The following is a 24511-nucleotide window of genomic DNA, read 5'->3' as shown; positions in this document are numbered from 1 at the left end:
AGAAAAAAATGAGGCAGACTTGGCGCTGGTTCGGGCCTTTGGATCGTGTGTCGATTGATGACATGCTGCAGGCAGGCGTGGAGGGTGTTGTGACCGCGCTTCACCATGTGCCCACAGGCGAGGTCTGGACACCGGAGGAAATCGCGAAGCGGCAGCAGCAACTCGCCGTCATGACCGACGGCGGCCCTTCCGGCCTCAAATGGGACGTGGTCGAAAGCCTGCCCGTATCCGAGGATATCAAGAAGCAAAAGGGTGGCTGGCGTAGCCATATCGAGAACTACAAGCTCAGCCTGGAAAATCTCGCTGCTGCGGGGATCGAAACGATCTGCTATAATTTCATGCCGGTGCTGGACTGGACCCGAACCGATCTTGCGTGGCGCTTGCCGACGGGCGCGACCTGCATGCGCTTCGATTATGCCGATTTTGCCGCCTTCGATATCCATGTTCTGGAACGCAAGGGTGCAGCTGAGGATTTCCCGGAGGCTCTCCGTGAGGAAGCTGCACGCCGTTTCGCCGAAATGGATGATGAGCGCCAGCAATTGCTTGCCAGGAACATCGTTTTCGGGCTGCCGGGCGCAGCCGAGAGCTTTACCCTTGAAGACGTCCGCCTGCATCTGGCCGAATATGCAGCCCTCCCGGCGGAGGGGTTGCGCACCAATTTCACCGCCTTCCTCGAGGAAGTCGCACCCGTTGCCGAAAAGCTTGGCCTCAGGCTCTGCTGCCACCCGGATGATCCGCCCTTCGGTCTGCTCGGGCTGCCGCGTGTGATGTCGACCGAGGCCGACTACAAGGTGATGATGGACGCGGTTGATACGCCCGCAAACGGCATCACACTGTGCTCCGGCTCGCTCGGTGCGCGCCCGGACAACGACCTTCCCGGCATGATGGAGCGCCTTGGTGATCGTGTGCATTTTCTGCATTTGCGCAATGTTCACCGCGAGACGGCTGACATCAAGGGATCGTTCTACGAGTCTGAACATCTCGGTGGCGATACCGACATGGTGGCGCTCGTTGCTGCTGCTCTCTCAGAGGAAAAGCGCCGGCGCGATGCCGGCCGGGCCGACTGGAGCATTCCGTTCCGCCCCGATCACGGCCTTGATATCCTCGATGACCAGAACCGTAAGGCACAGCCGGGCTATCCGGCCATCGGCCGCCTCAAGGGGCTTGCCGAATTGCGTGGTATCGTGGCTGCCCTCAGCCGTTGATTTCCTCCTCCGGCTGCGCGAAGGTCAGCGCCAGCAGGTTTTCGCGCAGCCGGGGCGGGTCATCGTCGACCACCGCGTTGAGCTGGTCATGCGCCAGACCGGCACGGCACGCAAAATAAGATTCAGCCGTTCTTCAGTCAGGCTGATCCGTCGCGCGCGCTTTTCGGAGATGAACGGAATGACGTTTGGTGCCAGGCGCATGCTCGATGGCGGTGTTGACCTTCTGTTTGCCGGAAACCGGCTCGTTGCCTGGTCGCTTATACGCTGACAGGCTGTTCACAAATTGCCGCTTGTCATTTCGAAACCCCGCGCCTAAGTTTGATGGTGTCGGTCGGAGGTCCGGTCGGCGACGTTCTCAGGGCGGGGTGAAATTCCCCACCGGCGGTAATTGCTCTTTGGAGCATCAGCCCGCGAGCGCCTTGATCGAAGGGAACTCCCTGGCGGCCAAGGGTCAGCAGATCCGGTGTAACTCCGGAGCCGACGGTTAGAGTCCGGATGGAAGAGAACAGCGTGCGATGACGCGTGGACTGTATCCCGTTTTTCGGGTGCGGTGCCGTATTTCATTCCGCTTTTTTGCCCTGCATGGCGTCTTTTTCGAATGATGAGGCCAGCGCATGGGCATCCAACCCGCCGCAGACAGTCTGAATTCCGCCATCATGACGGCCGCGCTATCGCGGGCGCTCGCCGGTACCGTGCGGTTTGCAGGCGCAACCGCACCCAACCCGCCGGTGGGCTGTGTGCTTCTCGATGCTGACGGCATGGTGATTGCCGAAGGGTTTCATCGCAAGGCCGGCGCACCGCATGCGGAAGCCGAGGCGATTTTCAAAGCACGCGCGGCCGGGCTTGTCAGCCATATCGATACTGTTGTCGTCACGCTTGAACCCTGCAATCACCACGGCCGCACGCCGCCTTGCGCCGATGCCATTCTCGCAACACCGGCTCGTCGGGTGATTATCGGTGCGCCCGATCCGAACCCGAATGTGGCAGGCGGCGGGGCCGGGCGTCTGGCTGCCGCCGGGCTCTCCGTAATCTTTGCTTCTGAACTTGCGGATCGCCGCGCGCGACAGTTGGCGCAGCAGGCAGCCCGGCTGATCGCGCCCTTTGCCAGGCGGAGCGTCACCGGCCTTCCGTGGGTCACCGTCAAGCAGGCGATCGATGAGAATGGCGGCATGGTGCCGCCTGCGGGCGCCACCACATTTACCTCTTCTTCCTCATTGACGCTGGCCCACCGCCTGCGCCGTCGTGCTGATGCGATTCTTACCGGTTCCGGCACGATCCTCGCCGACAATCCGCAATTCACCGTCAGGCGAGTGCCCGATTTTGCGGGCAAGCAGCGTGTGCTTGCGATTCTCGACCGGCGCAACCGGGTGTCGGCGGGTTATGTCGCGGACGCCGAGACGCGCGGATTTTCGGTTCTGAAATCCGATAGCCTTCTGGATGTGCTGCGCGAGCTGGGAAAGCAGGGCGTCATGGAAGCTCTGATCGAAGCCGGCCCGACATTGACCACCACCGTGCTCGAAAGCGGGCTCTGGGACGAACATGTGTTGATTGAAAAGGGCGATCCCGACCGGGTTCGGTTCTTTCATCGCGACCCTGAATTTGACGCACTGGACGAGGCGGCCTTTCCGCTCGGAGAACAGACATGACAAGAATGGAACGCAACCTGACGGCCTCTTCGGTTGAAAAGGCCCTTGAGACCCTGAAAGCCGGCGGCATGGTGCTGCTGGTCGATGACGAGACCCGTGAAAACGAAGGCGACGTCGTCGTTGCCGCCGATTTTGCGACGCCCCAAGCCGTCAATTTCATGGCGAAACATGCCCGCGGGCTGATCTGCCTGACGCTAACGGGCGAACAGGTTGACCGGCTTGGCCTGCCGCCGATGGTGCCGAACAACCGAGCCCGCCATTCAACGGCGTTTACTGTCTCCATCGAGGCGGCGAAGGGCATTACCACCGGCATTTCGGCTGCGGAACGTGCGCACACCATTGCTGCCGCCGCCAATCCCGATGCAGTGCCGTCCGATATCGTCTCGCCCGGCCACATGTTTCCGCTGCGCGCGGCGGAAGGCGGGGTTCTGGCGCGCGATGGCCATACCGAAGGTGCCGTCGATTTGGCGCGTCTTGCCGGCCTCAACCCGGCGGCCGTCATTTGTGAGGTGATGCGCGACGATGGCGAGATGGCGCGGCGACCCGATCTGGAAGTTTTCGCGGCGACCCACGATATGCCGCTCCTGACGATCCGCGACCTTGCTGAATATCGGATGCGCACCGAAATCCTCGTCGAGGAAGTCGCAAGCGCAGCGCTGCCGACCGCGGTTGCGGGTTTTCAGGCCCACGCCTTCAGAAGCCTTATCGACGGAACCGAACATCTGGCGCTGGTGAAGGGGCCGCTCGGTGATGCACCGCTGGTGCGCGTCCACTCCGAATGCCTGACCGGCGATGTCTTCGGTTCGCTCAGATGCGATTGCGGCGCGCAGTTGCAGCAGGCGATGGCGCTGATCGGCGAGAGCGGCGGTGTGATCGTCTATCTCAAGGGGCAGGAGGGACGCGGCATCGGCCTTGCCAACAAGATCCGTGCCTATGGGCTCCAGGAAAAGGGCCTCGACACCCATGCCGCCAATCTGGCTCTCGATCTGCCAGCGGATGCGCGCGATTATCATGCCGCCGCCCATATTCTGAAAAGCCTCGGCATCTCGCGGCTGCGGCTGCTCTCGAACAACCCGGACAAGCCCGAAGCGCTCGAGCGTGCTGGTCTCTCCATTGAGAAGCGGGTGCCGCTGATTGCGGCGACAAATCCGTTCAACGAACCCTACCTGATGACAAAACGCGAAAAATTCGGCCACACCCTGCCTTAAGCGCTGGGTCGCCGGCATCCGGTCCTGCTGTTTTAATCTTGATCCTGAAAGGAAATTCCCTGTGTCCCACCGTATCGCAATCGTTATCTCCCGCTTCAACGAAAAGGTCACGAGTGGCCTTCTGAAAGGCGCTCGGGCCGAGCTTTCAGAGCGCGGCGCACCGGTTTCGGATGCGGATATTTTCGACGTCCCGGGTGCATTCGAGACACCGCTTGTTGCAAAGAAGCTCGCATTGAGCGGCAAATATGATGGCATCGTCTGCATCGGCGCCGTGATCAAGGGCGATACCGCTCATTTCGAATATATCTCCGAGACCGCCGCCCATGGTTTGATGCAGGTTTCGCTTGAAACCGGCGTTCCAGCCTCCTTTGGCATTCTGACAACCTACACCGCGATCCAGGCCTTCGAACGCTCCGCAGACGACGAGCACAACAAGGGCCGTGAAGCCGCTGCCGCCTGTGTCGAGGCACTGGAGGCGCTGGCCAAGGTTTGAGAGGGTTGATGCGCGAGGCATTGCGGAGGCTGCGACACTGAAGGCTGATACATCACCGTATCGGTTCTGGTGTTGCGGTTTATCTGGCGCTCGGGTGCGCTTTCATCTTTCAATGAAAATCCCGACTCGGGAACAGCCGCTTGGCCTGTTCGCGCGGATGATGCGCCCTTGGCTGGAGTTTCGGGCGTCGGGGCGTATCGTCGGCCTTTGGATCGGTGATGCCGATGGCGTCGTCCATCGGGTGGCCGAGTTCGGAAAGCCGCCAGGAGCAATCCTCGATGGTCTCGGCAATCACATGAACGACGACGCCTTCGCGCTGTAATTTGCCGGTGACCTTCAGCAGACGCCCGCCCATCACCGTGCGGCGGAAGCGCTCATAGACCTTCTTCCACACGACCACGTTGGAAACGCCGGTCTCGTCCTCCAGCGTCAGGAAGATCACGCCCGACGCCGTGCCGGGACGCTGGCGGGTGATGACGAGGCCCGAGACGCTGACGCGCCTTTGCTGGGTCGTCGCAAGGGCCGAATGCAGCGTCAGGCCGGGCATTTTCGGGCGTAACAGCTCCATCGGATGGGCTCTGAGGCTCATACGGGTGGCGACATAATCCTCCACCACCTGCTCGCCGAGGTTCATGGCGGGCAGCATCACCTCTGGTTCGCTGATATGTTCGCCGTCGATCGGATCGTTGAAGAGCGGCAACGGTTTCGGCGCACGGATGGCTTTCACCCGCCACAGGGCATCGCGGCGGGACAGACCAGCATCGGCAAAGGCATCGGCCTCGGCGAGGCGTTCCAGCACCGCCGGCATTAGCCCGGCCCTGAGCCACACGTCTTCCGGCGTTTGATAGCCATTGCCGCGCGCGTTCTCCAGCCATTCGGCGTCTTCCTTCTTCAGCCCCTTGATCTGGCGGAAGCCGAGCCTGAGCGCATAGGCGCCATCGGCGCGCCGTTCCAGCGTGCAGTCCCAGGCGCTGTGATTGACCGAAATCGGCCGCACCTCCACCTGATGCTCGCGGGCGTCGCGGACGATCTGGGCCGGGGCATAAAAGCCCATCGGCTGGGAGTTCAAAAGCGCGCAGGCAAAGGCCGCCGGATAATGGCATTTCAACCAGGCCGAGACATAGGTGAGCATGGCGAAGGCCGCCGCATGGCTTTCGGGAAAGCCGTAATCGGCAAAACCCTTGATCTGTGCAAAGCAGCGTTTGGCGAAATCGGGCTCGTAACCGTTGTCGAGCATGCCATTGACGAATTGCGCCTCGAATTCGCCGATCGTGCCCATCTGCCGGAAGCTTGCCAGCGAACGCCGCAGCCGGTCGGCATCCTCGGCCGAAAACCCGGCGGCGACCACGGCGATCAGCATCGCCTGTTCCTGAAACAGCGGTACACCCTTGGTCTTTTCGAGAACCCCGCGCAATTCCTCCTTTGGGTAGGTGATCTTCTCGTGCCCCAGCCGCCTTCGGATATAGGGCTGTACCATGCCGCCCTGAATCGGGCCGGGGCGCACGATCGCCACCTCGATGACGAGGTCGTAGAATTCGCGCGGTCGCATGCGCGGCAGAAAGTTCATCTGTGCCCGGCTTTCCACCTGGAACACGCCGATGGCATCGGCGGCGCAGAGCATGTCATAGGTCGCCTCATCGTCCTGTGGCACAGCGGCAATGGTGAGCGGGCGGTTGTAGTGACTGGTCAGCAGGTCGAAGCTCTTCTGCAGGCAGGTCAGCATGCCGAGGCTCAAGACATCGACCTTCAATATCTGCAGCGCGTCGATATCGTCCTTGTCCCATTCAATCACGGTGCGGTCTTCCATCGCCGCGTTTTCGATCGGACAGAGTTCATCCAGCCGATCCTCGGTAATGACGAAGCCGCCGACATGCTGCGACAGATGCCGGGGAAAGCCGATGATTTCGCCGATGATGCGCACCGTCTGGGTGAGCCTGCGGTCGGTAAGGTCGAGGCCGACCTCCTTCAGCCGTTCGGGCTCGGCACCCTTGCTGGAAATGCCCCAGATCTGGCCGGAAAGAGCGGCGGTGACATCGTTCGACAACCCCATCACCTTGCCGACCTCGCGGATCGCCGCGCGCGAACGAAAATGGATCACGGTGGCGCAAAGCCCCGCATGCTCGCGCCCATATTTCTCGTAGATGTGCTGGATCACCTCCTCGCGCCGCTCATGCTCGAAATCGACGTCGATATCGGGCGGTTCGCCGCGATGGCGGGAGACGAAGCGCTCGAACACCATGCCGATCATGTCGGGGCTGACATCGGTGATGCCGAGCGCATAGCAGAGGATGGAATTGGCCGCCGAGCCGCGGCCCTGACAGAGGATGCCTTTGCTGCGGGCATAGGCGATGATGTCATGGACGGTGAGGAAATAGGCGGCGAAGCCGAGCTCGTCGACCAACGCCAGCTCCTTTTCGGCAAGTTCCCGATTCCGTGCCGGGACGCCTTCCGGATTGCGGTTCCTGAGCCCTTCCCAGGTGAGGCGGGCAAGGCGGGCCTGCGGCGCCTCGCCATGGGCGACTTCGGCCGGATAGTTGAAGGAAAGTTCGGTCAGCTCGAAGGTGAGGCGGGCGGCGATCTCCAGCGTGCGGCGGATAGCGGCGGGGTGGTCGCGGAAGATATGCGCCATCTCATCCGCCGGTTTCAGTCGCCGCTCTGCATTCGCCAGCGCAAGGTGGCCGATGTCATCAATCGTGATGTGGTGGCGCATGCATGTCAGCACATCGGCCAGCTGGCGACGGCTCGCATGGTGCATCAGCGCATCGCCGACGGCGACCATCGGTGCGCTGGTTTTATGCGACAGAGCGGTGAGGGCGGCAAACCAGGCGGCATCGGAGCCGTCATAACGAGGGGCCGCGCCCGCGAACACGTGGCCCGGAAAGCGGCGCAGCGCCTGGGTGATATGGTCTGTCGCTTCCGCCTTGTTCTCCAGCCCTTGGGGGAGTGCGATGAGGATGGAACCATCGGCCCATTCCAGCAGGTCGCGAAGGTAAAGCAGGCATTCGCCCTTTTGCGCGCGAAGCTTGCCGAGGCTTAAAAGCCGCACGAGTTTCTGATAGGCCGGCTTGTCCTTCGGCAGCGCCACGAAATCGACGGGGCTGTCGGCCAGCACCAGCCGGCAGCCGACGATCAGACGCGGCAGGCGACGGATCGGGGGCAGGGCAATGGTCCTGGCGTCACCTGCCGGCTGGCGCGACGAGGGGTCGATATCGGTCGAAAGTCTGATTGATTGCTCCTCGGCCTGCTTCTCCAGCTTGCGCCTGATTTCCTTCAGCGCCCGGAAGGCGCGTACCACGCCGGCCAGCGAATTGCGGTCGGTAATCGCGATGGCGGCGAGATCCAGCTCGGCGGCGCGGATGACCATCTCCTCCGGGTGCGAGGCACCGGTGAGGAAGGTGAAATTGGTGGTGACGCACAATTCGGCATAATCCATCGCAAGACCTCACGCGAACAGGCCATGGACGAACCAGCCGGGCGCCTTCGGCGTGTGGAACATCCACAGCCTCAGCCCCTGCCGGGTGTCGACCCGCCAGTAATCGCGCAGCCCCGAGCGCCAAGCCTCGTCCGGCCGCCACCATTCCGGCGCGATCCGCTCCGGCCCGCTGCTCGAAGCGGTTTCGAGCCGCAACCGCCGCCAGGAAAAGCGCGACGGCGGGCGGCGGGCGGCATCGCTGGTCACCGGTTCGGGGGGAACATGCGCAAGGGGCGGGGATGGTCCATGCGCCATTCGGCCTCCACCCTTCCATAGGCGCCGGGGATGTCGGTGAAACCGCGTTCGGGGATATGGCTTGCGACGGGCTGGAAGCGGACGATGTTGTCGAGCCCGATGCGGGCGCCGAGCCGGGTCACGAGATCGTCCAGCGCCTCGCCCTCGACCAGCCCGCCTTCGCCGATCTGCTCGGCGGGCAGGTTTTCCACATCGCCGGCCTCAAGCCTGATCCGCTCGATGCCGAAACCGGCCTCGATCTCGCCCACGGGGCGCTCGAAAAGCCTGAGAATGCGGGACGCATCGCGCATCGGGCGGGCAAGGCGGAGCGTCACGCGCTGATCGCTCTGGTCGACCCGCTCGACGGCAAGGGTGATAGCGCGCGCGCCCGCTTCCCTGGTCTTCAGCCGCAGGCAGAGCGTGTCCAGCAGGCGCGAGATCGCGGCCATGACGTCGTCGACAAGGCCGATCGGCTCGGGAAAGGTCATCCGCACGCCGTAATGCGGCGGTTCGGAAAGCGGCGACACTGCCTCGCCCCGCGCGCCGGTGGCCTGCTCGAGTCGCTCGATCAGGGCCATGTCGAAACGGCGGGCAAGGGTGGCGCGCGGCAGGGCCGTCATGTCGGCAATGGTGTTGAGGCCGAGGCGTTTCAGCGCGGTCGCGGTCTTGTCGTCGATGCGCAGTGCGGCGACCGAAAGCGGGCCGAGCGCCGCACTGGTCTTGCCGGCAGGCGCGATGCCGGGGGCGAAATGGGACAGCGCCCAGGCCGCGCCGCGGGTATCGGCGATGCCGATCTTCACGGAAAGCCGGGTGCGGAGAAGCCTCGCCTTCATGTCCTCCAGCATCGCTTCCTCGCCGCCGAAAAGGTGAGCTGCGCCGGTGATATCGAGCACCAGCCCGTCCTCACCATCGAGCCCGGCATGGGGTGTGTAGCGCGTCGCCCAGCGGGCGAGCGTGGTCAGAAAGCGCCGGTCAGCGTCGATATCGGCGGGGCGGGTGATGAGGTCCGGCACATAGGCGCGGGCATCGGCAAGCCCCATGCCGCGCTCCAGCCCCTGCCGCTTGGCATCCCGGTTGAGGTCGTAAATCCGGTCGTGATTGCCCTCGCTCAGCGTGACGGCGAACGGGCCGTCAACCGGGCGGGCCCTCAGAAGCCGTTCGCTCGGCAGTCTTTGAAACCACATGGATACGACGCGCCGCTTCATCCCACCGCACTGCCCAACTGTTATTTGTTCCTGTTTTGTTCTTTATAATGGACCAGTTTTGAAGAGTCGAGTCGGAACTCGAGAACAGCGGTTTGCAGAGCCAGCGCGTGGTCGCCGCCTGATTGCCGGCCCCTTCCGGGTGAAGCGCAAGGCCGATGCTGCGGCCGGCTTCGGCGGCAAGCTGCAGGCGGCGGCCGGGGGTGAGCTCCACCGGCCTGTCCATTTCCATGACGACAAGACCGACGGCGCCGGAGCGCAGGCCTTCTTCGGCGGCGGCGAGCGTTTCCGTCTGGTCGGCGGTGCGTGCCAGGATGATGTCGCGCGGGTCGAAAAACGCCGAAAGCGCCACCGGGTTGATCGCCTCGGCAAACCATGCCGGCTTTATCCAAAGCACGGTGCCGCCGGTCATGCCGGCAAGCGCTGCCGCAAAGAACGCGGCGCCGGGGCCGGAGGCATCATGCACCCGGCCGCGCTGGAGCGGAAATATGGTCGCAAATTCATCCTGCATGAGCGGATGATATAGCGGATCGGATGAGAATGAAAAGGGAACAAAAACGAGAGCGAGCCCTCATGCCTGTTCCATCAGGGCCACCGCATCCGCGCCGGCGGGAAAGCGCAACCGGCCCGATGTGTCGTGCGCGGCCCGCCAGACGGCCTCGGCAACGTCGCTTTCCTTCGTCGTCAGCGGCGGGTTGGCATAACCGGCGAAAACGGGACCCGCATAGTCCGCATACGTTTCGGGGATCAGATCCATGACCGGGATATCGGTATTGGCGGCAAATTGCGTTGTCGGGGCATAGCCGGGTTCCACAAGCTTCGCGCCGATCCCGAAAGCGCCGAGCTCATGGGCGAGCGACCCCGTAAAACCCTCGATCGCCTGCTTGCTGGCGGTGTAGGCGGAAGCGAGCGGCATTGGGGCAAGCGTTACGCTGGAGGTGACGTTGACGATCACGCCGGATTTGCGCGTGCGCATCGCGGGGATCACCGCCTGGGTCATCGCCATCACGCCGAAGGTGTTGGTCTCGAACACCTTGCGGATATGGACCATCGGCGTCGCCTCGAATGCGCCGACGACGCCGATGCCGGCATTGTTGACCAGAACGTCGATCGGGCCGGCGGCGGCGATCGCGGCGGCAATGCTGTCGGCGCTGGTGACATCCAGCGGCAGAAGGCGGATGCGTTGCGAGGCGGGAAAGAGGTCCGGGCGGGGGAGCGCATGGTGGCGATCACGGTCCAGCCCTCGGCATGGAAATGGCGGGCGGTCTCAAGCCCGTAGCCGGATGAACTGCCGGTAATCAGAACGGTTTTCATATCAATCTCCTGTGTGATGTTGACGAAACCGATGTAGCGTGGATAAACTGGATTATCATCAATCAAAAGTCCTATTTTAATTTTAGATAGTCCATTATGTCAGACCCGCTTTCCGATGTTGTCCGGCTTCTCCGGCCGGGCGCCGTGTTTTCAAAGGGCATCAGCGGCGCTGGTCGCTGGGCTGTGCGCTATGCTGAATTCGGCCAGCCGGGTTTCTGCGCGGTGCTCGAGGGGCGCTGCAGGCTGGCCGTCGATGGCGAGGCCCCGGTGGTGCTCGAGGAGGGGGATTTCGTGCTGCTGTCCGCCACGCCGGCCTTCACCATGTCCGGCATGGAGCCGGCGCAGCCGGTGTTCATCGATCCCAAAGCCGATCCCTTGCCTGATGGCGCGGTGCGTTATGGGCGGCAGGAGGGGCCGGCCGATCTCAGGCAGTTCGGCGGCTGGTTCAGCTTCGCGTCGCCCGACGCCGGTCTCCTTGTGGCGCTGCTGCCGCGCATGATCCATATCCGCGGGGTCTCAAGGCTTGCGCAACTCGTCCGCCTCGTGGGCGAGGAGGCCGCGGGGGAGGAGGTCGGCCGCGAACTCATTCTGGAGCGCTATGTCGAGATCCTGCTGATCGAGGCGCTGCGGGCCGTGCCGGCCGAAAGGACGCTGCCCGGCCTGCTCAGGGGCCTTGCCGATCCCCGGATCGCCGTGGCGCTCAGGGCCATGCACGGCGATGTCGGCCGGGCCTGGACCGTGCCGGACCTCGCCCGCGTCGCTGGCATGTCTCGTTCGGCCTTCTTCGATCGTTTCGCCCGCATGCTCGGGACCCGGCCGATGGAATATCTCGCCGGATGGCGCATGAGCCTTGCCAGGGACCTGCTGCGCCACGGCGGCCAAACGCTGGACGAGATCGCCGAGACGATCGGTTACAGCTCAGCAAGCACCTTCAGCACCGCCTTCAGCCGCCATACGGGCAGCCCGCCCGGACGTTTTCGGACCTCATAATCATATCGCGCTCGCCTCGTAAAACCGCTGCTGCTAGACTTCGACCATGTTTGATTTCGACACATGTGAAGCGGCGCGGCAGTCGCGCGATCCGGCGTTCGACGGCAGGTTCTTTACCGCCGTTCGCACGACGATGATCTATTGCCGGCCGGTCTGCCCGGTGAAACAGCCGCTGACCAAGAATGTCAGCTACTACCAGACGGCGGCGGCCTGCGAGCGGGCCGGATACCGGCCATGCCTGCGCTGCCGGCCGGAGAGCGCGCCGTTTTCGCCGGCCTGGAACGGCACGCGCACCACGGTCGAGCGGGCGCTGAAACTCATCGGTGAAGGCGCGCTGGATCATGGATCGGTGGACGATCTTGCGGCAAGGCTCGGCCTCGGTCCGCGACAGCTGTCGCGGCTGTTTGCCGTCCATGTCGGTGCCTCGCCGCTGCAAACGGCGCAGACGATGCGGATCGGCCGGGCAAAGCGCCTGCTGGACGAGACGGCGCTTCCGATTGGCGCAGTGGCGCAGCTATCAGGGTTCGGCAGCACGAGGCGCTTCAATGCTGCGTTTTCCAGGCTTTACGGAAGGCCGCCCTCCGCGATCCGGAGACCAACGCTGTGAGCGGGTTATTCTATACCTACATTGAAAGCCCGGTGGGCGCGTTGCTGGTTGCGGGCGATGGCAACCGGCTGCATTTCATCTCGTTTCCGACCGGCCACAAGGCGTTCGGCCCACGGCCGGACTGGCGTTGCTATGATGCTCCGTTTACCGAGGCGCGACGGCAACTCGATGCCTATTTTGCCGGCGAGCTGAAACAGTTCGATCTTGCCTATCATCTTTCGAACGGCGGTTTTCAGAAACGGGTCTGGGACTATCTGGCGACCATCCCCTATGGCGAAACGACCACCTACGGCACGATCGCCAAGGCGCTCGGCGATCCGAACGCAAGCCGGGCGGTGGGCACCGCCAACGGCAACAACCCTCTGCCGATCCTGCTGCCCTGCCACCGTGTCATCGGCGCAAACGGCGCGCTGACGGGCTTCGGTGGCGGTCTGCCGACCAAGAAATATCTGCTCAAGCTCGAGAATGCGCTGGAGGAACCGCCACAGGCCGATCTGTTCGCAGGGTGAAGCTGAACGCTCTAGGCTTCTTCTTTCAACCAGGCTGTCGGGCTTTTGCCGGTCACGCGGGAAAATTCACGATTGAAATTGGACTTGGTGTTGAAGCCGCTTTCCAGCATGGCCGCTGTCACGTTGTCACCGTCTTTCAGGCGATTGCAGGCATGCATGATGCGATAGCGGTTGATATGGCGTGAGACATTATCGTTGGTAGCGCGATTGACGGCTGCCGAGAGGGTCTTGGCTGGCAGCTTGAGCCTGCGCGCAAGCCGAGAGAGCGTCAGCGCCGGGTCGAGATAGAGTGTCTCTGACGCGAGCAGTGCATCAAGACGTGCCATGATTTCGGTATCCGCCTCTGTGGCTTCGGGCGGTTCGGCGCGCGGCGTTTCCTTTTGATCGCCTTCCCCGAAGGCATTTGGCGAAAGGCTGAGAAGGCCGGCAGCCAGAAGTGCCGCCGCGGTGAAGATGCTGACGATCAGTGGCTTTAGCGCAGGCGCACCTGCAAGAATGACAGTGGCGATCAGAGTATCGCTGATGGCCGAAAGCATGAGACTTGCGGCAATGCCGGCCCACAGCCATTGCGGCTGGCGGCCTGCTTCCAGCCGGGCAAGCGGCAGGGCGTCCCCGCCAGCCTTCAATGCCAGCAGGATCCGTGCGCCATAGGCGAGAAACACCAGCGGAATGACTGCATCCACCGTCACCGGCGCGAACAATACGCAAAACAGGGTGAAGGCGGGGGCGCTCAGGTGGATGAAATCCCGCCCCGATCGTATCGGCTCGATGAAGGAAGAACGGAATGCGAGCCACGCGCAGACGGGTACGAGGCTGGCTGTCACCGGCTGCACCGGCTGAAGAAGGGCAATGCCGTAATATTGCACCAGCGCGACGATCAGCCCCTGAAGCGCGCATGCGGAAAGAAATACGGCGATCGCGAGCGGCCGCCTTTCGCCAGCAAGCATACGCAAAACCATAAAGCCCAGCACCAGTGCGGTGACCATCGGGACCGGTAGAACCAGCATCACATCGTTCCTCATCTGTTGCTTCCGAATAGTGCAAAAACCGGTTTCCGGCGACCTCAAACCGGAAACAGGACGCTGTTTACGCCGGAAAACGAAACAAGAAGCCGTCTCAAACACATCGAAAGGTATTTCCGATGAAACGTCTTCTCCTCTCTTTTCTGTCTGTCCTGACATTCGCTATTCCCGCCCTTGCTGACGAGCCCCAGTTGCCGGGCTACGAGCGCTTGGCCGTTGAAAGCGCCCAACGGCCCGCTCTGCTGGAGGCAACGCTCTGGTACCCTGCAAAGACGAGGAGCTATCGTGGTATTGTTGGCGGTAACGCCGTCTTCAAGGGTACATCCGGTCTGATGGGCGCGCGCATTGCCGATGGCAAATTTCCGCTGTTTCTGTTTTCTCATGGTTCCGGCGGCAATATGGACAACAGCGCCTGGCTGATGGCGGCGCTTGCCGAACGCGGCGCCATGGTGCTGGCGGTCAATCATCCGGGCAGTACGACGGGCGATTCGTCTCCGCGTGCCTCTGCCGTTCTGGACAAGCGCGCCAGCGATCTTTCCGCCGCCCTCGATTTGCTTCTGACGGATCCGGTCTTAGGTCCGCATGTTGACCAGTCGGCCGTGACCGCGATCGGGTTTTCGCTGGGTGGCGGCACGGCACTCAATCTCGCTGGCCTGCAGTTCGACGGTGCCGATTTCGCTGATTATTGCCGGGCGTCCCCGGCCCAACTCGACTGCGTCTTCCTGTCAAAGGGCAATCTCGACCTTGAACATCTGCCTGAGGGCTTTTCGGCAGATGCTCGTGATGAGCGGGTCAGTCGAGCGATCGCCATTGACCCCGGTTTCACCTATGCGGCAACTGAAAACAGTATCGATGCTGTGAAAAGCCCTGTTCTGGTGATCAATCTCGGCGAGAAGAACCTCATGAAGGCAGCCGATGTCTCTGAAACAGGAAGCAATTTGGTCGCGCGTCTGCCGGACGCAGAGCGCGTTGTCATAGCGCCTGCGCATCACTTCACCTTTCTGGCCGAATGCACGCCAGACGGTGCTGCCCTTCTGGCAGAAGAGCAGGACGATCCGGTTTGTGATGACCCTGAGGGCGCCGACCGCGCGAGTGTTCATGCAAGGGTCGTTGACGCCATAACCCGGTTTTCCGGACTGTGAGTGGCTACGGACCGCGTCTTGCGGTCCGGCCTACATCCCGCGCGTCGGGATCTTGTTTTCGTAGTGGCGGAAGATCGTCACCAGAATGCCGGTCAGGCAAAGATACAGAAAGGCGAGGAACAGCAGCGGCTCGTAGGTGAGGTAAGTCGACTGGCGGATGTCACCGACGACCGCGTACAGATCAATGACGGTGATGGTCGCGACCAGCGGTGTGGATTTGAGCTGCACTACGGTTTCGCCTGCAAGCGTTGGCAGCGCCCGGTGGATGGCGCGCGGCAGCCAGATCCGGGTGAGCACCTTCCAGCGGCTCATCCCATAGGCGCGGGCGGCTTCGAGTTCGCCATTGGGAACCCCGGCAAAGGCACCGCGCATCACCTCGCCCTCATACCCCGCATAGGAGAGCGTCAGCGCCAGAAGCCCGTAGGGCCAGGCCTCGCGCAGATAGGGCCATAGAAAGGATTGGCGGATTTCCGGAATGCCGGGAAACAGCGAGCCGAGGCCGAAATAAAGCAGCCACAGCTGCAACAGAAGCGGTGTGCCGCGGATGACCGTGCAGAAAATCCGCGCTGGCCACGAGAGAATGCGCGGTCCGGTGACCTGCACGAGGCCGAGCGGCACGGCAAGCAGGAAGCCAAGCACGGTGGAGGCGACCAGAAGAACGGCGGTGATCCAGAACCCGGCAAGCAGCATACCGGCATATTCCGGCAGCCAGTCCCAGCGCATCTTGACCGCCATCAGCACAACAAGTGCCAGCGCCACGGCCATGATCGCGATCCTGTGGGGGCGCATCAGCGCGGACAATCTCGGCAGCGGCGGCGGTGTTTCAATATCGGCGATATCGTCGGGACTGTCTTGCCTGTTCATGTCCGCCTCCTGACCATGCCGCGGCTGGTGCGGCGCTCAAGGATCTGAAGCAGAACGTTTGAAACCAGCGTTACGGCGAGGTAGAGCACGCCTGCCGCCGAGAAAAACATGAAATATTCATGCGTTACACCGGCGGCCTGTCGGGTTGCCAGCGTCAGCTCGGTGAAGCCGACAACGGCGAGAAGGGCTGTGTCCTTGGTGGTCACCAGCCAGAGATTGGCAAGACCGGGAATGGCATGGGGCAGCATGGCTGGCAGCGTGATCCGCCGCATCACCATCACCGGTGGCATGCCATAGGCGCGGGCGGCCTCGATCTGGCCCGGCGGAATGGCAAGGATTGCCCCGCGCAGTACCTCGGTGGAATAGGCGCCCTGCACCAGCCCGATGACGAGAATACCTGCCAGCATGCCGGAGATGTCGACCGAGGAAAATCCAAGCGCGCCCATCAGATTGTTGAGCGCAGCCGTGCCAGCATAGTACAGCAGCACGATCAGCACCAGTTCGGGAATGGCGCGCACCACGGTGGTGTAGATTTCCAGCAGGTCCTTGATCACCGGCCCGCCATAAAGCTTGCCGGCCGAACCGAGAATGCCGATCATCTGTCCGAGCGCGTAGCCGCCTGCAGCAACCTCAAGCGAGGTGACGAGACCACGAAGAAGTGCGCCGCCCCATCCGGGCGGTGACAAGGCAAGGAGTTCCCAGTTCATCTGTCTTCCATTTTGGCCCGCCGAAATGGCGAGGTGGCTTATCGAGGGGCCGCTGCCTGCTGCCGGAACTGACCCGGAAGCCGTATTGCCAGCGGGGACGCCACCCCGGGACGCTCCGGGGTGGCGATCGGCGGTTCATATCAAACAACAAACGCCCTCACGGGCAGGGCGTGCGCGCCGATCAGTCGCCGTAGATGTCGAAGTCGAAATACTTCTTCGAGATTTCCGCATAGGTGCCGTCTTCGCGCACCGCTGCGATCGCTGCGTTGAACTTCTCCAGCAACGCGGTATCGTCCTTGCGCAGGCCAACGCCGATACCGGGGCCGTAGATTTCGACGTCCTGAGCGACGGTGCCGACCATCTCGCAGCAGGCCTTGCCATTGTCGCTTTCGAGGAACGGCTGAAGCGTCACGAGGTCAGCGATCTCGGCATCGATGCGGCCGGCATAGAGGTCCTGGTTGACCTCGTCCTGGGTCTGATAGGTCTTGATCTTGGCATCAGCAAAATGCTTTTCGGCATAGGCCTGGTTCGTTGTCGAGACCTGAACGCCGAGCACCTTGTCTGAAAGGCTTTCATTGGTCGGCGTGATGTCGGAACCGGCCTCGGTAACGATCGCGCCGGGGGTGCTGTAATATTTGTCGGAAAAGGCGATCTGTTCTTCGCGCTCGGGCGTGATCGACATCGAGGCCATGATGGCGTCGATCTTGCCGGCGGTCAGGGCGGGAATGATGCCGTCCCAGGCAATCGGCGTGATGACGCAGTCAAGCTCTGCCTTGTTGCACAGGGCACCCATCAGGTCGACTTCCCAGCCGGTCCAGTTGCCGGCGGCGTCCGGCACGGTGAACGGCGGATAGGGCTCGGCGGCAACGCCGACCTTGACGGTTTCGGCGGACGCAACGCCGGCCATCAATGTGGCGCAGGCGGCAGCGCCGATCAGTGCGGATGTCAGTTTTCTCATGTTTTCGGTTCCCTCTGTTTTGGGTTCTACCGTCACGGGTGCGCCGTCAAGGTGCTTGCCCGTTCCGGCTATTGCACGGAGCTGATGAATTTTCTAAGCCGTTCGGATTCCGGATTGTCGAAGACAGTTTCGGGCGCGCCCTGTTCCTCCACACGGCCGTCATGCAGGAAGACGATTTCGCTGGCGACCTCGCGGGCAAAGCCCATTTCGTGGGTGACGAGCAGCATGGTGCGGCCTTCTTCAGCAAGATCGCGAATGACGGTTAGCACTTCGCCAACAAGCTCGGGATCGAGCGCGGATGTCGGTTCGTCAAACAGCATGGCTTCAGGCTGGATTGCCAAGGCACGCGCAATCGCGGCGCGCTGTTGTTGGCCACCGGACAGGAAAGCGGGATAAGCGTCGCGTTTTTCATAAAGCCCAACACGGCGCAACAGCGTTTCTGCCTCGGCGATCGCCTCGTCGCGTTTGCGGCCGAGTACATGCACCGGCACTTCGATGACATTTTGCATCAGTGTCATGTGCTGCCAAAGATTGAAGCTCTGGAACACCATGGCAAGGCGGGTGCGGATGCGCTGGATCTGCTTGCGGTTGGACGGCATCAGCCCGCCGTGGCCGTCGGATTTCATGGCGATCTCCTCGCCATGTACGCTGATGCGGCCACGTGTGGGCCATTCCAGCATATTGATACAACGCAAAAGCGTGGATTTGCCCGAGCCCGAGCCGCCGATAATGGCGATGACCTCGCCCTGTCGGGCCTTGAGCGATACGCCTTTCAGCACTTCGATATCTCCAAAGGATTTATGGAGATCTTCAACGGTGACCGCTTCTGCGATGTCGCCGTCCTTCAGATTATTTTCAGCCTTCATTAAAACGCTTTGCAAGTTTCGGTGTGCCGGCGGCCAGGCACTTCTTGTGGTGCGATCATGCCGGCGATCAAAAATCGTTCCTTGGCAACATTACTACACTTGCGAGCTTATTATGCAAGTGTATAACTAGCGAAGATAGTGCATCAGCGTGGAGATAAGTGGAATGAGTTTCGGAGCGCAAACCATGGCGCAGCCCATAAAACGGGTGATCATGCGCCGACCTGGCGAAAGCCTGTTGAAGGCCGATCCGGCCGTCTGGCATTACGGCAAGACCTTTGATGCCGCACGCGCGATCCGCCAATATGAGGATTTCGCCGGTCTGGTCGCCGCATCCGGCGCGGAAATCCTCTGGTATGAGGACAAGGGCGACGGGCTTGCCGATGCAATGTTCACCCATGACCCATCGCTCGTTGCCGACAGCGGCGCCATCCTGCTCAATATGGGCAAGCCGCTGCGCAAGGGCGAAGTCGACGGGCATGAGGCGATCTACCGGGATGCCGGTGTTGCCATTCTCGGAGGCCTGACCGGCGCGGGAACGGTGGAAGGCGGCGATTGCGTGTGGGTCGATGAGCGGACGCTTTGCATTGGCCGCGGCGTGCGCTCCAATGCCGAGGGCATTGACCAGGTGCGCAGGCTGTTGGCGCCGCATGGCATCTCTGTCCTGAGCTTCGATCTGCCGCTTTGGCAGGGAGAAGAGGCCTGCCTTCATCTGATGAGCGTGATTTCGCCGCTGGCCGACAGGCTTGCGCTGGTCTACGCGCCATTGCTGCCCGCGCCGTTCTATCAGCTGCTGAAAGAAAAGGGCTATACGCTGGTGGAAGCGCCGGAAGACGAGTTCATGGCCTCGAACGGGCTCAACCTCAACGTTCTGCCGACAAAGCCGCTCGACGTGATCGCAGTTGCCGGTTTCGACAAGACCAAAGCCGCGATGGAGAAGGCCGGGTGCACCGTCCATACCTTCGAGGCGGATGCGTTGTGCATTGCCTGCGAAGGCGGCCCGACCTGCCTGACACGGCCCATCCTTCGAGGTTGAGATGAGCCGCAAGCCCTTCCGCCGCGCGTCTGATGCTGAACGGCGTGCCGACCTGATCGACGCGATGCTCGATTGCATCGCCGAGGGCGGCATCCAGAACGCGACGGTGAGGGAAGTGGCGGAGCGGGCCGGTGTCTCCGGCGGGCTGATCCGCCATTATTTCGCGACCAAGGAGCAGCTTCTGCACGCGGCTTACCGCCACACCATGGTGGCGATGACCGAGATCTCCGCTGAAGCGGGGATGGCGGACGGAAAAAGTGCGCAGGCAAAGTTTGCAGGTTTCGTCTCGGCCTGCCTGATGCCGCCAATGATCGATGCAAGGCGGCTCTCGCTCTGGGCCGCCTTTATCGCCATGGCCCGGATCGACCCGGCCATGGGGGCGATCCACCGCGAAAGCTATCTGGAATACCGGGGGCTGATCGAGCGTCTTCTGGCCGGTGCCTATGAGGAAGCGGGACGCTCTGTTGCCCCCGTTGTCGTCCGGCGGCTTGCAATCGAAGTCAACGCTGTTCTCGATGGCCTCTGGCTGGAGGGATCGCTTGCCGGCGATTTGTTCGAGGGACAGGAATTATTGAAGGCAGGGCTGCATTCGGTGGGATCGATCACCGGTCTTCGGCTAGATCATATTGAAGGGTAACAGGACATGCACTACGCCACGATTTCCAACCGCCTTGGCGGCCTCGGTTCCGACAAGTGGGCCGTCCACCTGAGCGCGCGCGCCATGAAGGAAGCGGGAACACCGATCCTGGAACTGACCATTGGCGAGCCCGATGTCGGTCCGGATCCCGTGCTTGCCGATGTTGTCGCCAGTGCGCTTGCCGAAGGCCGGATCGGCTATTCCAACGGGCGTGGCGAACCGCCGCTTTTGAACGCGCTGTCGAAACGTTACACGGCACGGACCCGGCGTCAGATCGGGCCTGAAAATATCGTCTGCTTTCCGGGGACCCAGACGGCACTTTTCGCGGTGATGCTGACGCTGGTGGAAAAGGGCGATGCCGTCCTTGTCGGTGACCCGCTTTATGCCACCTATGAAGGCGTGATCCGCTCCACGGGAGCGGAGATGGTGCCGGTGCCGCTGAAGCCTGAACATGGCTTCCACATGCGCGCCGACATTCTCGAACAGGCGATCACGCCAAACGCTCGCGTGCTTCTGCTCAACACGCCGCATAATCCGACCGGTGCCGTGCTGACAGCTGAAGAACTCGCTGCGATCGGAGACGTCTGCCGCAAACACGATCTCTGGATCATCGCCGACGAGGTCTATGAAGAGTTGATCTTCGGTGGTGGTTTTGCCTCGCCGCTCGATAATGCCGATCTGGCGGAGCGAACGATATCGGTGTCCTCGATCTCCAAGTCTCATGCCGCTCCGGGTTTCCGCAGTGGCTGGGCAATCGGCCCCGCCGCATTCTGCGAACGGCTTTTACCGGTGGCCGAAACCATGCTGTTCGGCAACCAACCCTTCATTGCCGACGCCACGGCTGCCGCGATCGAGCGTCCAAGCGGCGTTTCGGCCACGTTGCGCGCCTCCCTGAAGCGGCGCGCCGCCCTCCTGGTCGATGCGCTGTCGCCGGCCTCCGGCATTTCCTGCGCCATGCCGGAAGCCGGCATGTTTGCCCTGGCCGATGTCTCGGCAACCGGCCTTTCCGGTGAGGCCTTCGCGCTTGGCTTGCTGGCAGACGAGCATCTGGCGGTGATGCCCGGCTCATCCTTCGGGGACGAAGCGGATGGGTTCATTCGTATCAGTCTGACAGTGCCCGATGCCGACATTGAAGAGGCCGCGCGGCGGATCAGCCGTTTTGCCGCGGCGCTCAACGAAGAGAAAAAGGTGGCCGAGGCATGATCGGAGAAACTGTTTCCGTCGGCGAGGCGCTTGTTCGCCTGCTGGAAGCCCATGGTGTCGAGGTCGTCTTCGGCATTCCCGGCGTACACACGGCCGAGCTCTATCGCGGGCTTGCCGCTTCGAAGATCCGCCATGTCACGCCGCGTCACGAACAGGGTGCTGGCTTCATGGCTGACGGCTATGCTCGTGTCACCGGCAGACCAGGTGTTGCTTTCGTGATCACCGGGCCGGGGCTGACCAATACGATCACGGCGATGGCGCAGGCACGCGCCGACAGTGTGCCGATGCTGGTGATCTCCGGTGTCAACGCCCGCGCCACACTGGGGAAGGGGCAGGGATGTCTGCATGAGCTGCCGGATCAGCAGGCGTTGATGACACGCTTTGCCAAGGGCTCTGTGACGCTCATGCAGGCGGCGGATCTGGCGGGTGTGCTTGCGCGCTGTCTGGCGCTTGCCGTTTCGGGCCGTCCGGGGCCGGTGCATCTGGAAATACCGACCGACGTGATGGTTGAACGGATTGCGCCGCCTGCGCCAGCTATCCTGCCCGAGGCGAAGCCGCGCGCCGAAGAGGAGGTCATTCAATCGGCAGCCGCCATGATCGGTTCTGCAAAGGCCCCTGTCATTCTGGCGGGCGGTGGCGCATCCGGCGCGGAAGCCCCGCTGCGGGCCTTTGCCGAGCGCTGCGACGCGCCGGTCGTGCTGACGGCGAATGCCCGCGGGCTTCTAGCGGGCCATCCGTTGCAGGTGCCCGCCAGCGCCAGTCTTGCGCCAGTGCGCGACCTGATCGCGGCAAGTGATCTCGTCATTGCCGTCGGAACAGAGCTCGGCCAGACCGATTATGATGTCTATGTGGATGGCGGCTTTCCCGCCTTTCAAAAACTCATTCGCATTGACGTCGACATCGCGCAGATCGCGTCGGGTCCTGCCGCAGATGCCATGATCGTGGAGGACTGCGCCTCGGCGCTTTGCCGGTTGGCTTCGCTTTTCGACGGACAGGAAAGCACCGGAGCTCATCGGGCCAGAGGCGCATGCGAAGCCGCCTGGAGCGCGCTTTCGGACAAGATCAGAGGCGAAGTGCGGCTGCTGCACCGCCTGCGCGACGCGGTACCTGGTGCGCGGCTCATCGGTGATTCTACCCAACTCGTCTATGCCGCGAACCTCTATTTCGAGGCCGCCGCCCCAAAGCTCTGGTTCAATTCAGCGACCGGCTATGGCGCGCTTGGCTATGTGCCGCCGGGGCCCATCGGTGCGGCCATCGGCGAGCCGTCACGGCCCGTTGTCGCGATTGTCGGCGATGGTGGTCTGCAGTTCTCGCTGGCAGAGCTTGGAACGGCGGTGGATGAGAAGGCGGATGTTGTTTTTCTCGTCTGGAACAACCGCGGCTATCGTGAGATCGAGACCTATATGGAAGATGCGGGCATTGTCCCGGAGGGCGTGACGCCGACGCCGCCGGATATGGAAAAGATCGCCAATGCCTTCGGTCTCGGCTTCTCGAGCACGGCAGATGAGGATGAACTCGTCGCAGCGGTAGAAGATGCTGCTGCGCGTGGCGGTGTCCATCTGGTGGAATTCCAGGCCAGCTAGAACAATCCCCCGAAGACTGAGTGGGGTGCGTTGCCGGGCATACTTCGCAGCTGATAGCAGACAAAAAGCCGGGCTGCGCCTTGGCGCGACCCGGGAGAAAAAAGAGGCCCGTTACGGGCCTCTTTCAGAGCAACTGAGATTAGAAGTCGCGCTGCAGGCGGAACCAGCCAGCCCAGTAGTCTTCGTCCGCATAGGTGTCGGGCAGGTCGGTGTAACCAACGTTGAGCTTGGCGCTCAGGCCATCAACGATGGTGTAGTCGAACAGGACGCCTGCGGACCAGAAGTCTTCGTTATCCTGACCCGGAACGTTGGCGGAGGTCCACTGGTAAGCCGGCGTGACGGAGAACTTCTCGGTCACATCGAGCTGGTAGCCAGCAGCCAATGCCCACTCGGCGTATACGCCCTGAACAACCGTCGGGGTCTGCAGCGAGTAGTCGTAAAACTCATTGCTGAAGGTGTTGGCATATGCGTTCCAACCGGTGGAGTAGTTGGCGCCGAGGTTAAGCGAACCGGGGCCAATTGCGATCGAGGACATCAAACGCAGCGATGCTTCTTCGTTGTAAGTATCGTAAGCAGCGTCGAGTTTGGCGCCCACGCCACCGGCCTGGAAGCCGACACGACCGGAAATGCCGATCTTGGGGATGTTTTTGCTGTCATCAAGGCCGACCATGTCGGGCTCGAGAGCGTCGAGCGAGAGACCTGCCACGAAGCCATCACCGGCGAAGACATAGCGCATGGAGTTGAAGCGGGTGTTGCCGGAGAGATCGTCGATTTCACCGACAAGACCTTCATCCCAATAGCTGAGGAAGCGACCGGCCTGGAAGCCGCCGAGACCGATATAGGCTTCATTGATGTAAGTCGTTGCGGCGTCATCGTTGGAATATGCTTCGCTGCGCAGCGAGATCAGGCCCGTGAGCGTGCCGAGCTCGGAATCGGACTTGGACGAGATGTCGAGCTGACCACGCGTGAAGACGTTCCATGCGTCCGGGACATTGCCGCCATTCGAGCCGTCAACCTGGAAGCGGACGTAACCGCCGACATTCAGGCAGGTTTCGGTACCGGGAATGTAGAAGTAGCCGGCCCCGAAAGCGTCACAAACTTCGACATAGTTGTTCTGAACCGGTTCGATAACGACGACCGGGTCGGCAGCTTGCGCGCCGGTTGTGGCTGCAAGCGCAGCAGCCGAGCCAAGAAAGAGGCTTTTGAAGTTCATGAAGATAACTCCTCGTTGAATTAAACGGGGGCATTAGGTCTTGCCCTGGGCTGGAAGCAGCTCGTTGCGTTGCATCCATCCGCATCAAACCCGGCTGGGCCATTTTGAACAATAAACCGGTGGTGGAATGATAGTTCAATCGAATGATTAATAAATTTGTGTTGCGGTTCTGCAACGATAATCCTCTGAGAAACAAAGATAAATTGGGAGTATACAATGTCGGTCCAAGGTCACTTTGGCGTCCAAGCCGTTCCGGATATGGATCGAAAACGCAATAAAATCAAACGTATGATTAATTATTAAAAGAGGCTCGACGCCGATCTGACATGTGCCGGGCGCAGACCGAAACCTGATCGACGTACATTGGCCGTTTTTACCGGCGAAGATGTCGCGATCGTCAAAA

22 protein-coding genes, 1 pseudogene and 1 riboswitch are annotated in these 24511 nt (G+C 62.0%); of the genes and pseudogenes, 12 read left to right on the top strand and 11 right to left on the bottom strand.

Features of this window, described 5'->3' with window-relative positions; translation table 11 throughout:
* Positions 1-8 precede the first annotated feature (8 nt).
* The 4 genes from uxuA (at position 9) to ribH (ending at position 4552) form a co-directional block, all read left to right on the top strand.
* Positions 9-1205, top strand: coding sequence for a mannonate dehydratase (gene uxuA / locus AC0L7L_RS15580; protein WP_473509951.1), 1197 nt, complete (start codon positions 9-11; stop codon positions 1203-1205).
* Between the two features lie 347 nt (positions 1206-1552).
* A riboswitch (FMN riboswitch) is annotated at positions 1553-1716 on the top strand.
* Positions 1717-1819: 103 nt separating this feature from the next.
* Positions 1820-2851 (top strand): bifunctional diaminohydroxyphosphoribosylaminopyrimidine deaminase/5-amino-6-(5-phosphoribosylamino)uracil reductase RibD, encoded by a 1032-nt coding sequence (ribD, locus tag AC0L7L_RS15575; RefSeq protein ID WP_473509949.1) that lies wholly within the window; start codon positions 1820-1822, stop codon positions 2849-2851.
* Positions 2848-4059 (top strand): 3,4-dihydroxy-2-butanone-4-phosphate synthase, encoded by a 1212-nt coding sequence (gene ribB / locus AC0L7L_RS15570; protein WP_272212935.1) that lies wholly within the window; start codon positions 2848-2850, stop codon positions 4057-4059. The genes ribD and ribB overlap by 4 nt, the downstream gene beginning before the upstream one ends.
* Before the next feature lie 61 nt (positions 4060-4120).
* A complete protein-coding gene (ribH, locus tag AC0L7L_RS15565; protein ID WP_272212934.1) occupies positions 4121-4552 on the top strand; it encodes a 6,7-dimethyl-8-ribityllumazine synthase in 432 nt (143 codons plus the stop codon).
* Positions 4553-4661: 109 nt separating this feature from the next.
* Here ribH and AC0L7L_RS15560 read toward each other — a convergent pair whose 3' ends face one another.
* The 5 genes and pseudogenes from AC0L7L_RS15560 to AC0L7L_RS15540 all read right to left on the bottom strand — a co-directional run bounded on the left by AC0L7L_RS15560 (position 4662) and on the right by AC0L7L_RS15540 (position 10774).
* Positions 4662-7985 (bottom strand): error-prone DNA polymerase, encoded by a 3324-nt coding sequence (locus tag AC0L7L_RS15560; protein ID WP_473509946.1) that lies wholly within the window; start codon positions 7983-7985, stop codon positions 4662-4664.
* A 9-nt stretch (positions 7986-7994) separates the two neighbouring features.
* The gene (locus AC0L7L_RS15555) at positions 7995-8231 is read right to left on the bottom strand and encodes a hypothetical protein (RefSeq protein ID WP_272212931.1); all 237 of its coding nucleotides are present in this window, start codon (positions 8229-8231) and stop codon (positions 7995-7997) included.
* Entirely contained in the window at positions 8228-9442 is a 1215-nt protein-coding gene (locus AC0L7L_RS15550) for a Y-family DNA polymerase (protein WP_473509944.1), read from the bottom strand. Before AC0L7L_RS15550 ends, AC0L7L_RS15555 begins: the two co-directional genes overlap by 4 nt.
* Positions 9390-9971, bottom strand: coding sequence for an ImuA family protein (locus tag AC0L7L_RS15545; RefSeq protein ID WP_473509942.1), 582 nt, complete (start codon positions 9969-9971; stop codon positions 9390-9392). Before AC0L7L_RS15545 ends, AC0L7L_RS15550 begins: the two co-directional genes overlap by 53 nt.
* A gap of 60 nt (positions 9972-10031) precedes the next feature.
* Positions 10032-10774 (bottom strand): annotated as a pseudogene (locus AC0L7L_RS15540) (SDR family oxidoreductase).
* A 96-nt stretch (positions 10775-10870) separates the two neighbouring features.
* Here AC0L7L_RS15540 and AC0L7L_RS15535 point away from each other — a divergent pair.
* Genes AC0L7L_RS15535 through AC0L7L_RS15525 form a run of 3 tightly spaced genes read left to right on the top strand, consistent with a single transcriptional unit; the run spans position 10871 to position 12880 of the window.
* Entirely contained in the window at positions 10871-11764 is an 894-nt protein-coding gene (locus tag AC0L7L_RS15535; RefSeq protein WP_473509940.1) for an AraC family transcriptional regulator, read from the top strand.
* Between the two features lie 46 nt (positions 11765-11810).
* On the top strand, positions 11811-12371 hold the full coding sequence (locus AC0L7L_RS15530; protein ID WP_272212924.1) for a bifunctional transcriptional activator/DNA repair enzyme AdaA: 561 nt from the start codon (positions 11811-11813) through the stop codon (positions 12369-12371).
* Positions 12368-12880, top strand: coding sequence for a methylated-DNA--[protein]-cysteine S-methyltransferase (locus tag AC0L7L_RS15525; protein ID WP_272212923.1), 513 nt, complete (start codon positions 12368-12370; stop codon positions 12878-12880). The genes AC0L7L_RS15530 and AC0L7L_RS15525 overlap by 4 nt, the downstream gene beginning before the upstream one ends.
* Positions 12881-12891: 11 nt before the next feature.
* Here the strand turns inward: AC0L7L_RS15525 and AC0L7L_RS15520 are convergent, their stop codons facing one another.
* Positions 12892-13902 carry a helix-turn-helix domain-containing protein gene (locus tag AC0L7L_RS15520; RefSeq protein ID WP_473509937.1) on the bottom strand — a complete coding sequence of 337 codons (1011 nt, stop codon included), beginning with the start codon at positions 13900-13902 and terminating at the stop codon, positions 12892-12894.
* Between the two features lie 119 nt (positions 13903-14021).
* Here AC0L7L_RS15520 and AC0L7L_RS15515 point away from each other — a divergent pair, with 119 nt between their 5' ends.
* Positions 14022-15044 carry an alpha/beta hydrolase family protein gene (locus tag AC0L7L_RS15515; RefSeq protein WP_272212920.1) on the top strand — a complete coding sequence of 341 codons (1023 nt, stop codon included), beginning with the start codon at positions 14022-14024 and terminating at the stop codon, positions 15042-15044.
* Between the two features lie 30 nt (positions 15045-15074).
* On the opposite strand, the gene AC0L7L_RS15510 is transcribed toward AC0L7L_RS15515, so the two are convergent.
* From AC0L7L_RS15510 to AC0L7L_RS15495, 4 genes are all read right to left on the bottom strand, one after another.
* On the bottom strand, positions 15075-15908 hold the full coding sequence (locus tag AC0L7L_RS15510) for an ABC transporter permease (protein WP_272212919.1): 834 nt from the start codon (positions 15906-15908) through the stop codon (positions 15075-15077).
* On the bottom strand, positions 15905-16615 hold the full coding sequence (locus tag AC0L7L_RS15505; protein ID WP_272212918.1) for an ABC transporter permease: 711 nt from the start codon (positions 16613-16615) through the stop codon (positions 15905-15907). The genes AC0L7L_RS15510 and AC0L7L_RS15505 overlap by 4 nt, the downstream gene beginning before the upstream one ends.
* Positions 16616-16796: 181 nt before the next feature.
* A complete protein-coding gene (locus AC0L7L_RS15500; RefSeq protein ID WP_272212917.1) occupies positions 16797-17573 on the bottom strand; it encodes a transporter substrate-binding domain-containing protein in 777 nt (258 codons plus the stop codon).
* A 68-nt stretch (positions 17574-17641) separates the two neighbouring features.
* Positions 17642-18439 carry an ABC transporter ATP-binding protein gene (locus AC0L7L_RS15495; protein ID WP_272212916.1) on the bottom strand — a complete coding sequence of 266 codons (798 nt, stop codon included), beginning with the start codon at positions 18437-18439 and terminating at the stop codon, positions 17642-17644.
* A 184-nt stretch (positions 18440-18623) separates the two neighbouring features.
* On the opposite strand from AC0L7L_RS15495, the gene AC0L7L_RS15490 reads away from it, so the two are divergent.
* From AC0L7L_RS15490 to AC0L7L_RS15475, 4 genes are read left to right on the top strand one after another with little or no spacing between them, the layout of a single operon-like run.
* Complete coding sequence (locus tag AC0L7L_RS15490) at positions 18624-19472, top strand: dimethylarginine dimethylaminohydrolase family protein (RefSeq protein WP_272212915.1); 849 nt, start codon at positions 18624-18626, stop codon at positions 19470-19472.
* 1 nt (position 19473) lies between these two features.
* Complete coding sequence (locus tag AC0L7L_RS15485) at positions 19474-20109, top strand: TetR/AcrR family transcriptional regulator (RefSeq protein ID WP_272212914.1); 636 nt, start codon at positions 19474-19476, stop codon at positions 20107-20109.
* Positions 20110-20115: 6 nt separating this feature from the next.
* Positions 20116-21312: a pyridoxal phosphate-dependent aminotransferase gene (locus AC0L7L_RS15480; protein ID WP_272212913.1), complete on the top strand. Its 1197-nt coding sequence runs from the start codon at positions 20116-20118 to the stop codon at positions 21310-21312.
* Positions 21309-22895, top strand: coding sequence for a 5-guanidino-2-oxopentanoate decarboxylase (locus tag AC0L7L_RS15475; RefSeq protein WP_272212912.1), 1587 nt, complete (start codon positions 21309-21311; stop codon positions 22893-22895). Before AC0L7L_RS15480 ends, AC0L7L_RS15475 begins: the two co-directional genes overlap by 4 nt.
* Positions 22896-23034: 139 nt before the next feature.
* Here AC0L7L_RS15475 and AC0L7L_RS15470 read toward each other — a convergent pair whose 3' ends face one another.
* Entirely contained in the window at positions 23035-24108 is a 1074-nt protein-coding gene (locus AC0L7L_RS15470) for a porin (protein ID WP_272212911.1), read from the bottom strand.
* Positions 24109-24511 lie beyond the last annotated feature (403 nt).

It is taken from the genome of Martelella sp. K41-7 (assembly GCF_055808365.1).
Note: the sequence above shows the minus strand (reverse complement) of the source record. Positions and strands in the feature narration are given on the sequence as shown.

Bases quoted from the DNA above. Each gene is read 5' to 3' on its own strand.
- uxuA (WP_473509951.1), top strand. From the start codon at position 9: ATGAGGCAGACTTGGCGCTGGTTCGGGCCTTTGGATCGTGTGTCGATT.
- ribD (WP_473509949.1), top strand. From the start codon at position 1,820: ATGGGCATCCAACCCGCCGCAGACAGTCTGAATTCCGCCATCATGACG.
- ribB (WP_272212935.1), top strand. From the start codon at position 2,848: ATGACAAGAATGGAACGCAACCTGACGGCCTCTTCGGTTGAAAAGGCC.
- AC0L7L_RS15560 (WP_473509946.1), bottom strand. From the start codon at position 7,985: ATGGATTATGCCGAATTGTGCGTCACCACCAATTTCACCTTCCTCACC.
- AC0L7L_RS15550 (WP_473509944.1), bottom strand. From the start codon at position 9,442: ATGTGGTTTCAAAGACTGCCGAGCGAACGGCTTCTGAGGGCCCGCCCG.
- AC0L7L_RS15545 (WP_473509942.1), bottom strand. From the start codon at position 9,971: ATGCAGGATGAATTTGCGACCATATTTCCGCTCCAGCGCGGCCGGGTG.
- AC0L7L_RS15535 (WP_473509940.1), top strand. From the start codon at position 10,871: ATGTCAGACCCGCTTTCCGATGTTGTCCGGCTTCTCCGGCCGGGCGCC.
- AC0L7L_RS15530 (WP_272212924.1), top strand. From the start codon at position 11,811: ATGTTTGATTTCGACACATGTGAAGCGGCGCGGCAGTCGCGCGATCCG.
- AC0L7L_RS15520 (WP_473509937.1), bottom strand. From the start codon at position 13,902: ATGAGGAACGATGTGATGCTGGTTCTACCGGTCCCGATGGTCACCGCA.
- AC0L7L_RS15515 (WP_272212920.1), top strand. From the start codon at position 14,022: ATGAAACGTCTTCTCCTCTCTTTTCTGTCTGTCCTGACATTCGCTATT.
- AC0L7L_RS15510 (WP_272212919.1), bottom strand. From the start codon at position 15,908: ATGAACAGGCAAGACAGTCCCGACGATATCGCCGATATTGAAACACCG.
- AC0L7L_RS15505 (WP_272212918.1), bottom strand. From the start codon at position 16,615: ATGAACTGGGAACTCCTTGCCTTGTCACCGCCCGGATGGGGCGGCGCA.
- AC0L7L_RS15500 (WP_272212917.1), bottom strand. From the start codon at position 17,573: ATGAGAAAACTGACATCCGCACTGATCGGCGCTGCCGCCTGCGCCACA.
- AC0L7L_RS15495 (WP_272212916.1), bottom strand. From the start codon at position 18,439: ATGAAGGCTGAAAATAATCTGAAGGACGGCGACATCGCAGAAGCGGTC.
- AC0L7L_RS15490 (WP_272212915.1), top strand. From the start codon at position 18,624: ATGGCGCAGCCCATAAAACGGGTGATCATGCGCCGACCTGGCGAAAGC.
- AC0L7L_RS15485 (WP_272212914.1), top strand. From the start codon at position 19,474: ATGAGCCGCAAGCCCTTCCGCCGCGCGTCTGATGCTGAACGGCGTGCC.
- AC0L7L_RS15480 (WP_272212913.1), top strand. From the start codon at position 20,116: ATGCACTACGCCACGATTTCCAACCGCCTTGGCGGCCTCGGTTCCGAC.
- AC0L7L_RS15475 (WP_272212912.1), top strand. From the start codon at position 21,309: ATGATCGGAGAAACTGTTTCCGTCGGCGAGGCGCTTGTTCGCCTGCTG.
- AC0L7L_RS15470 (WP_272212911.1), bottom strand. From the start codon at position 24,108: ATGAACTTCAAAAGCCTCTTTCTTGGCTCGGCTGCTGCGCTTGCAGCC.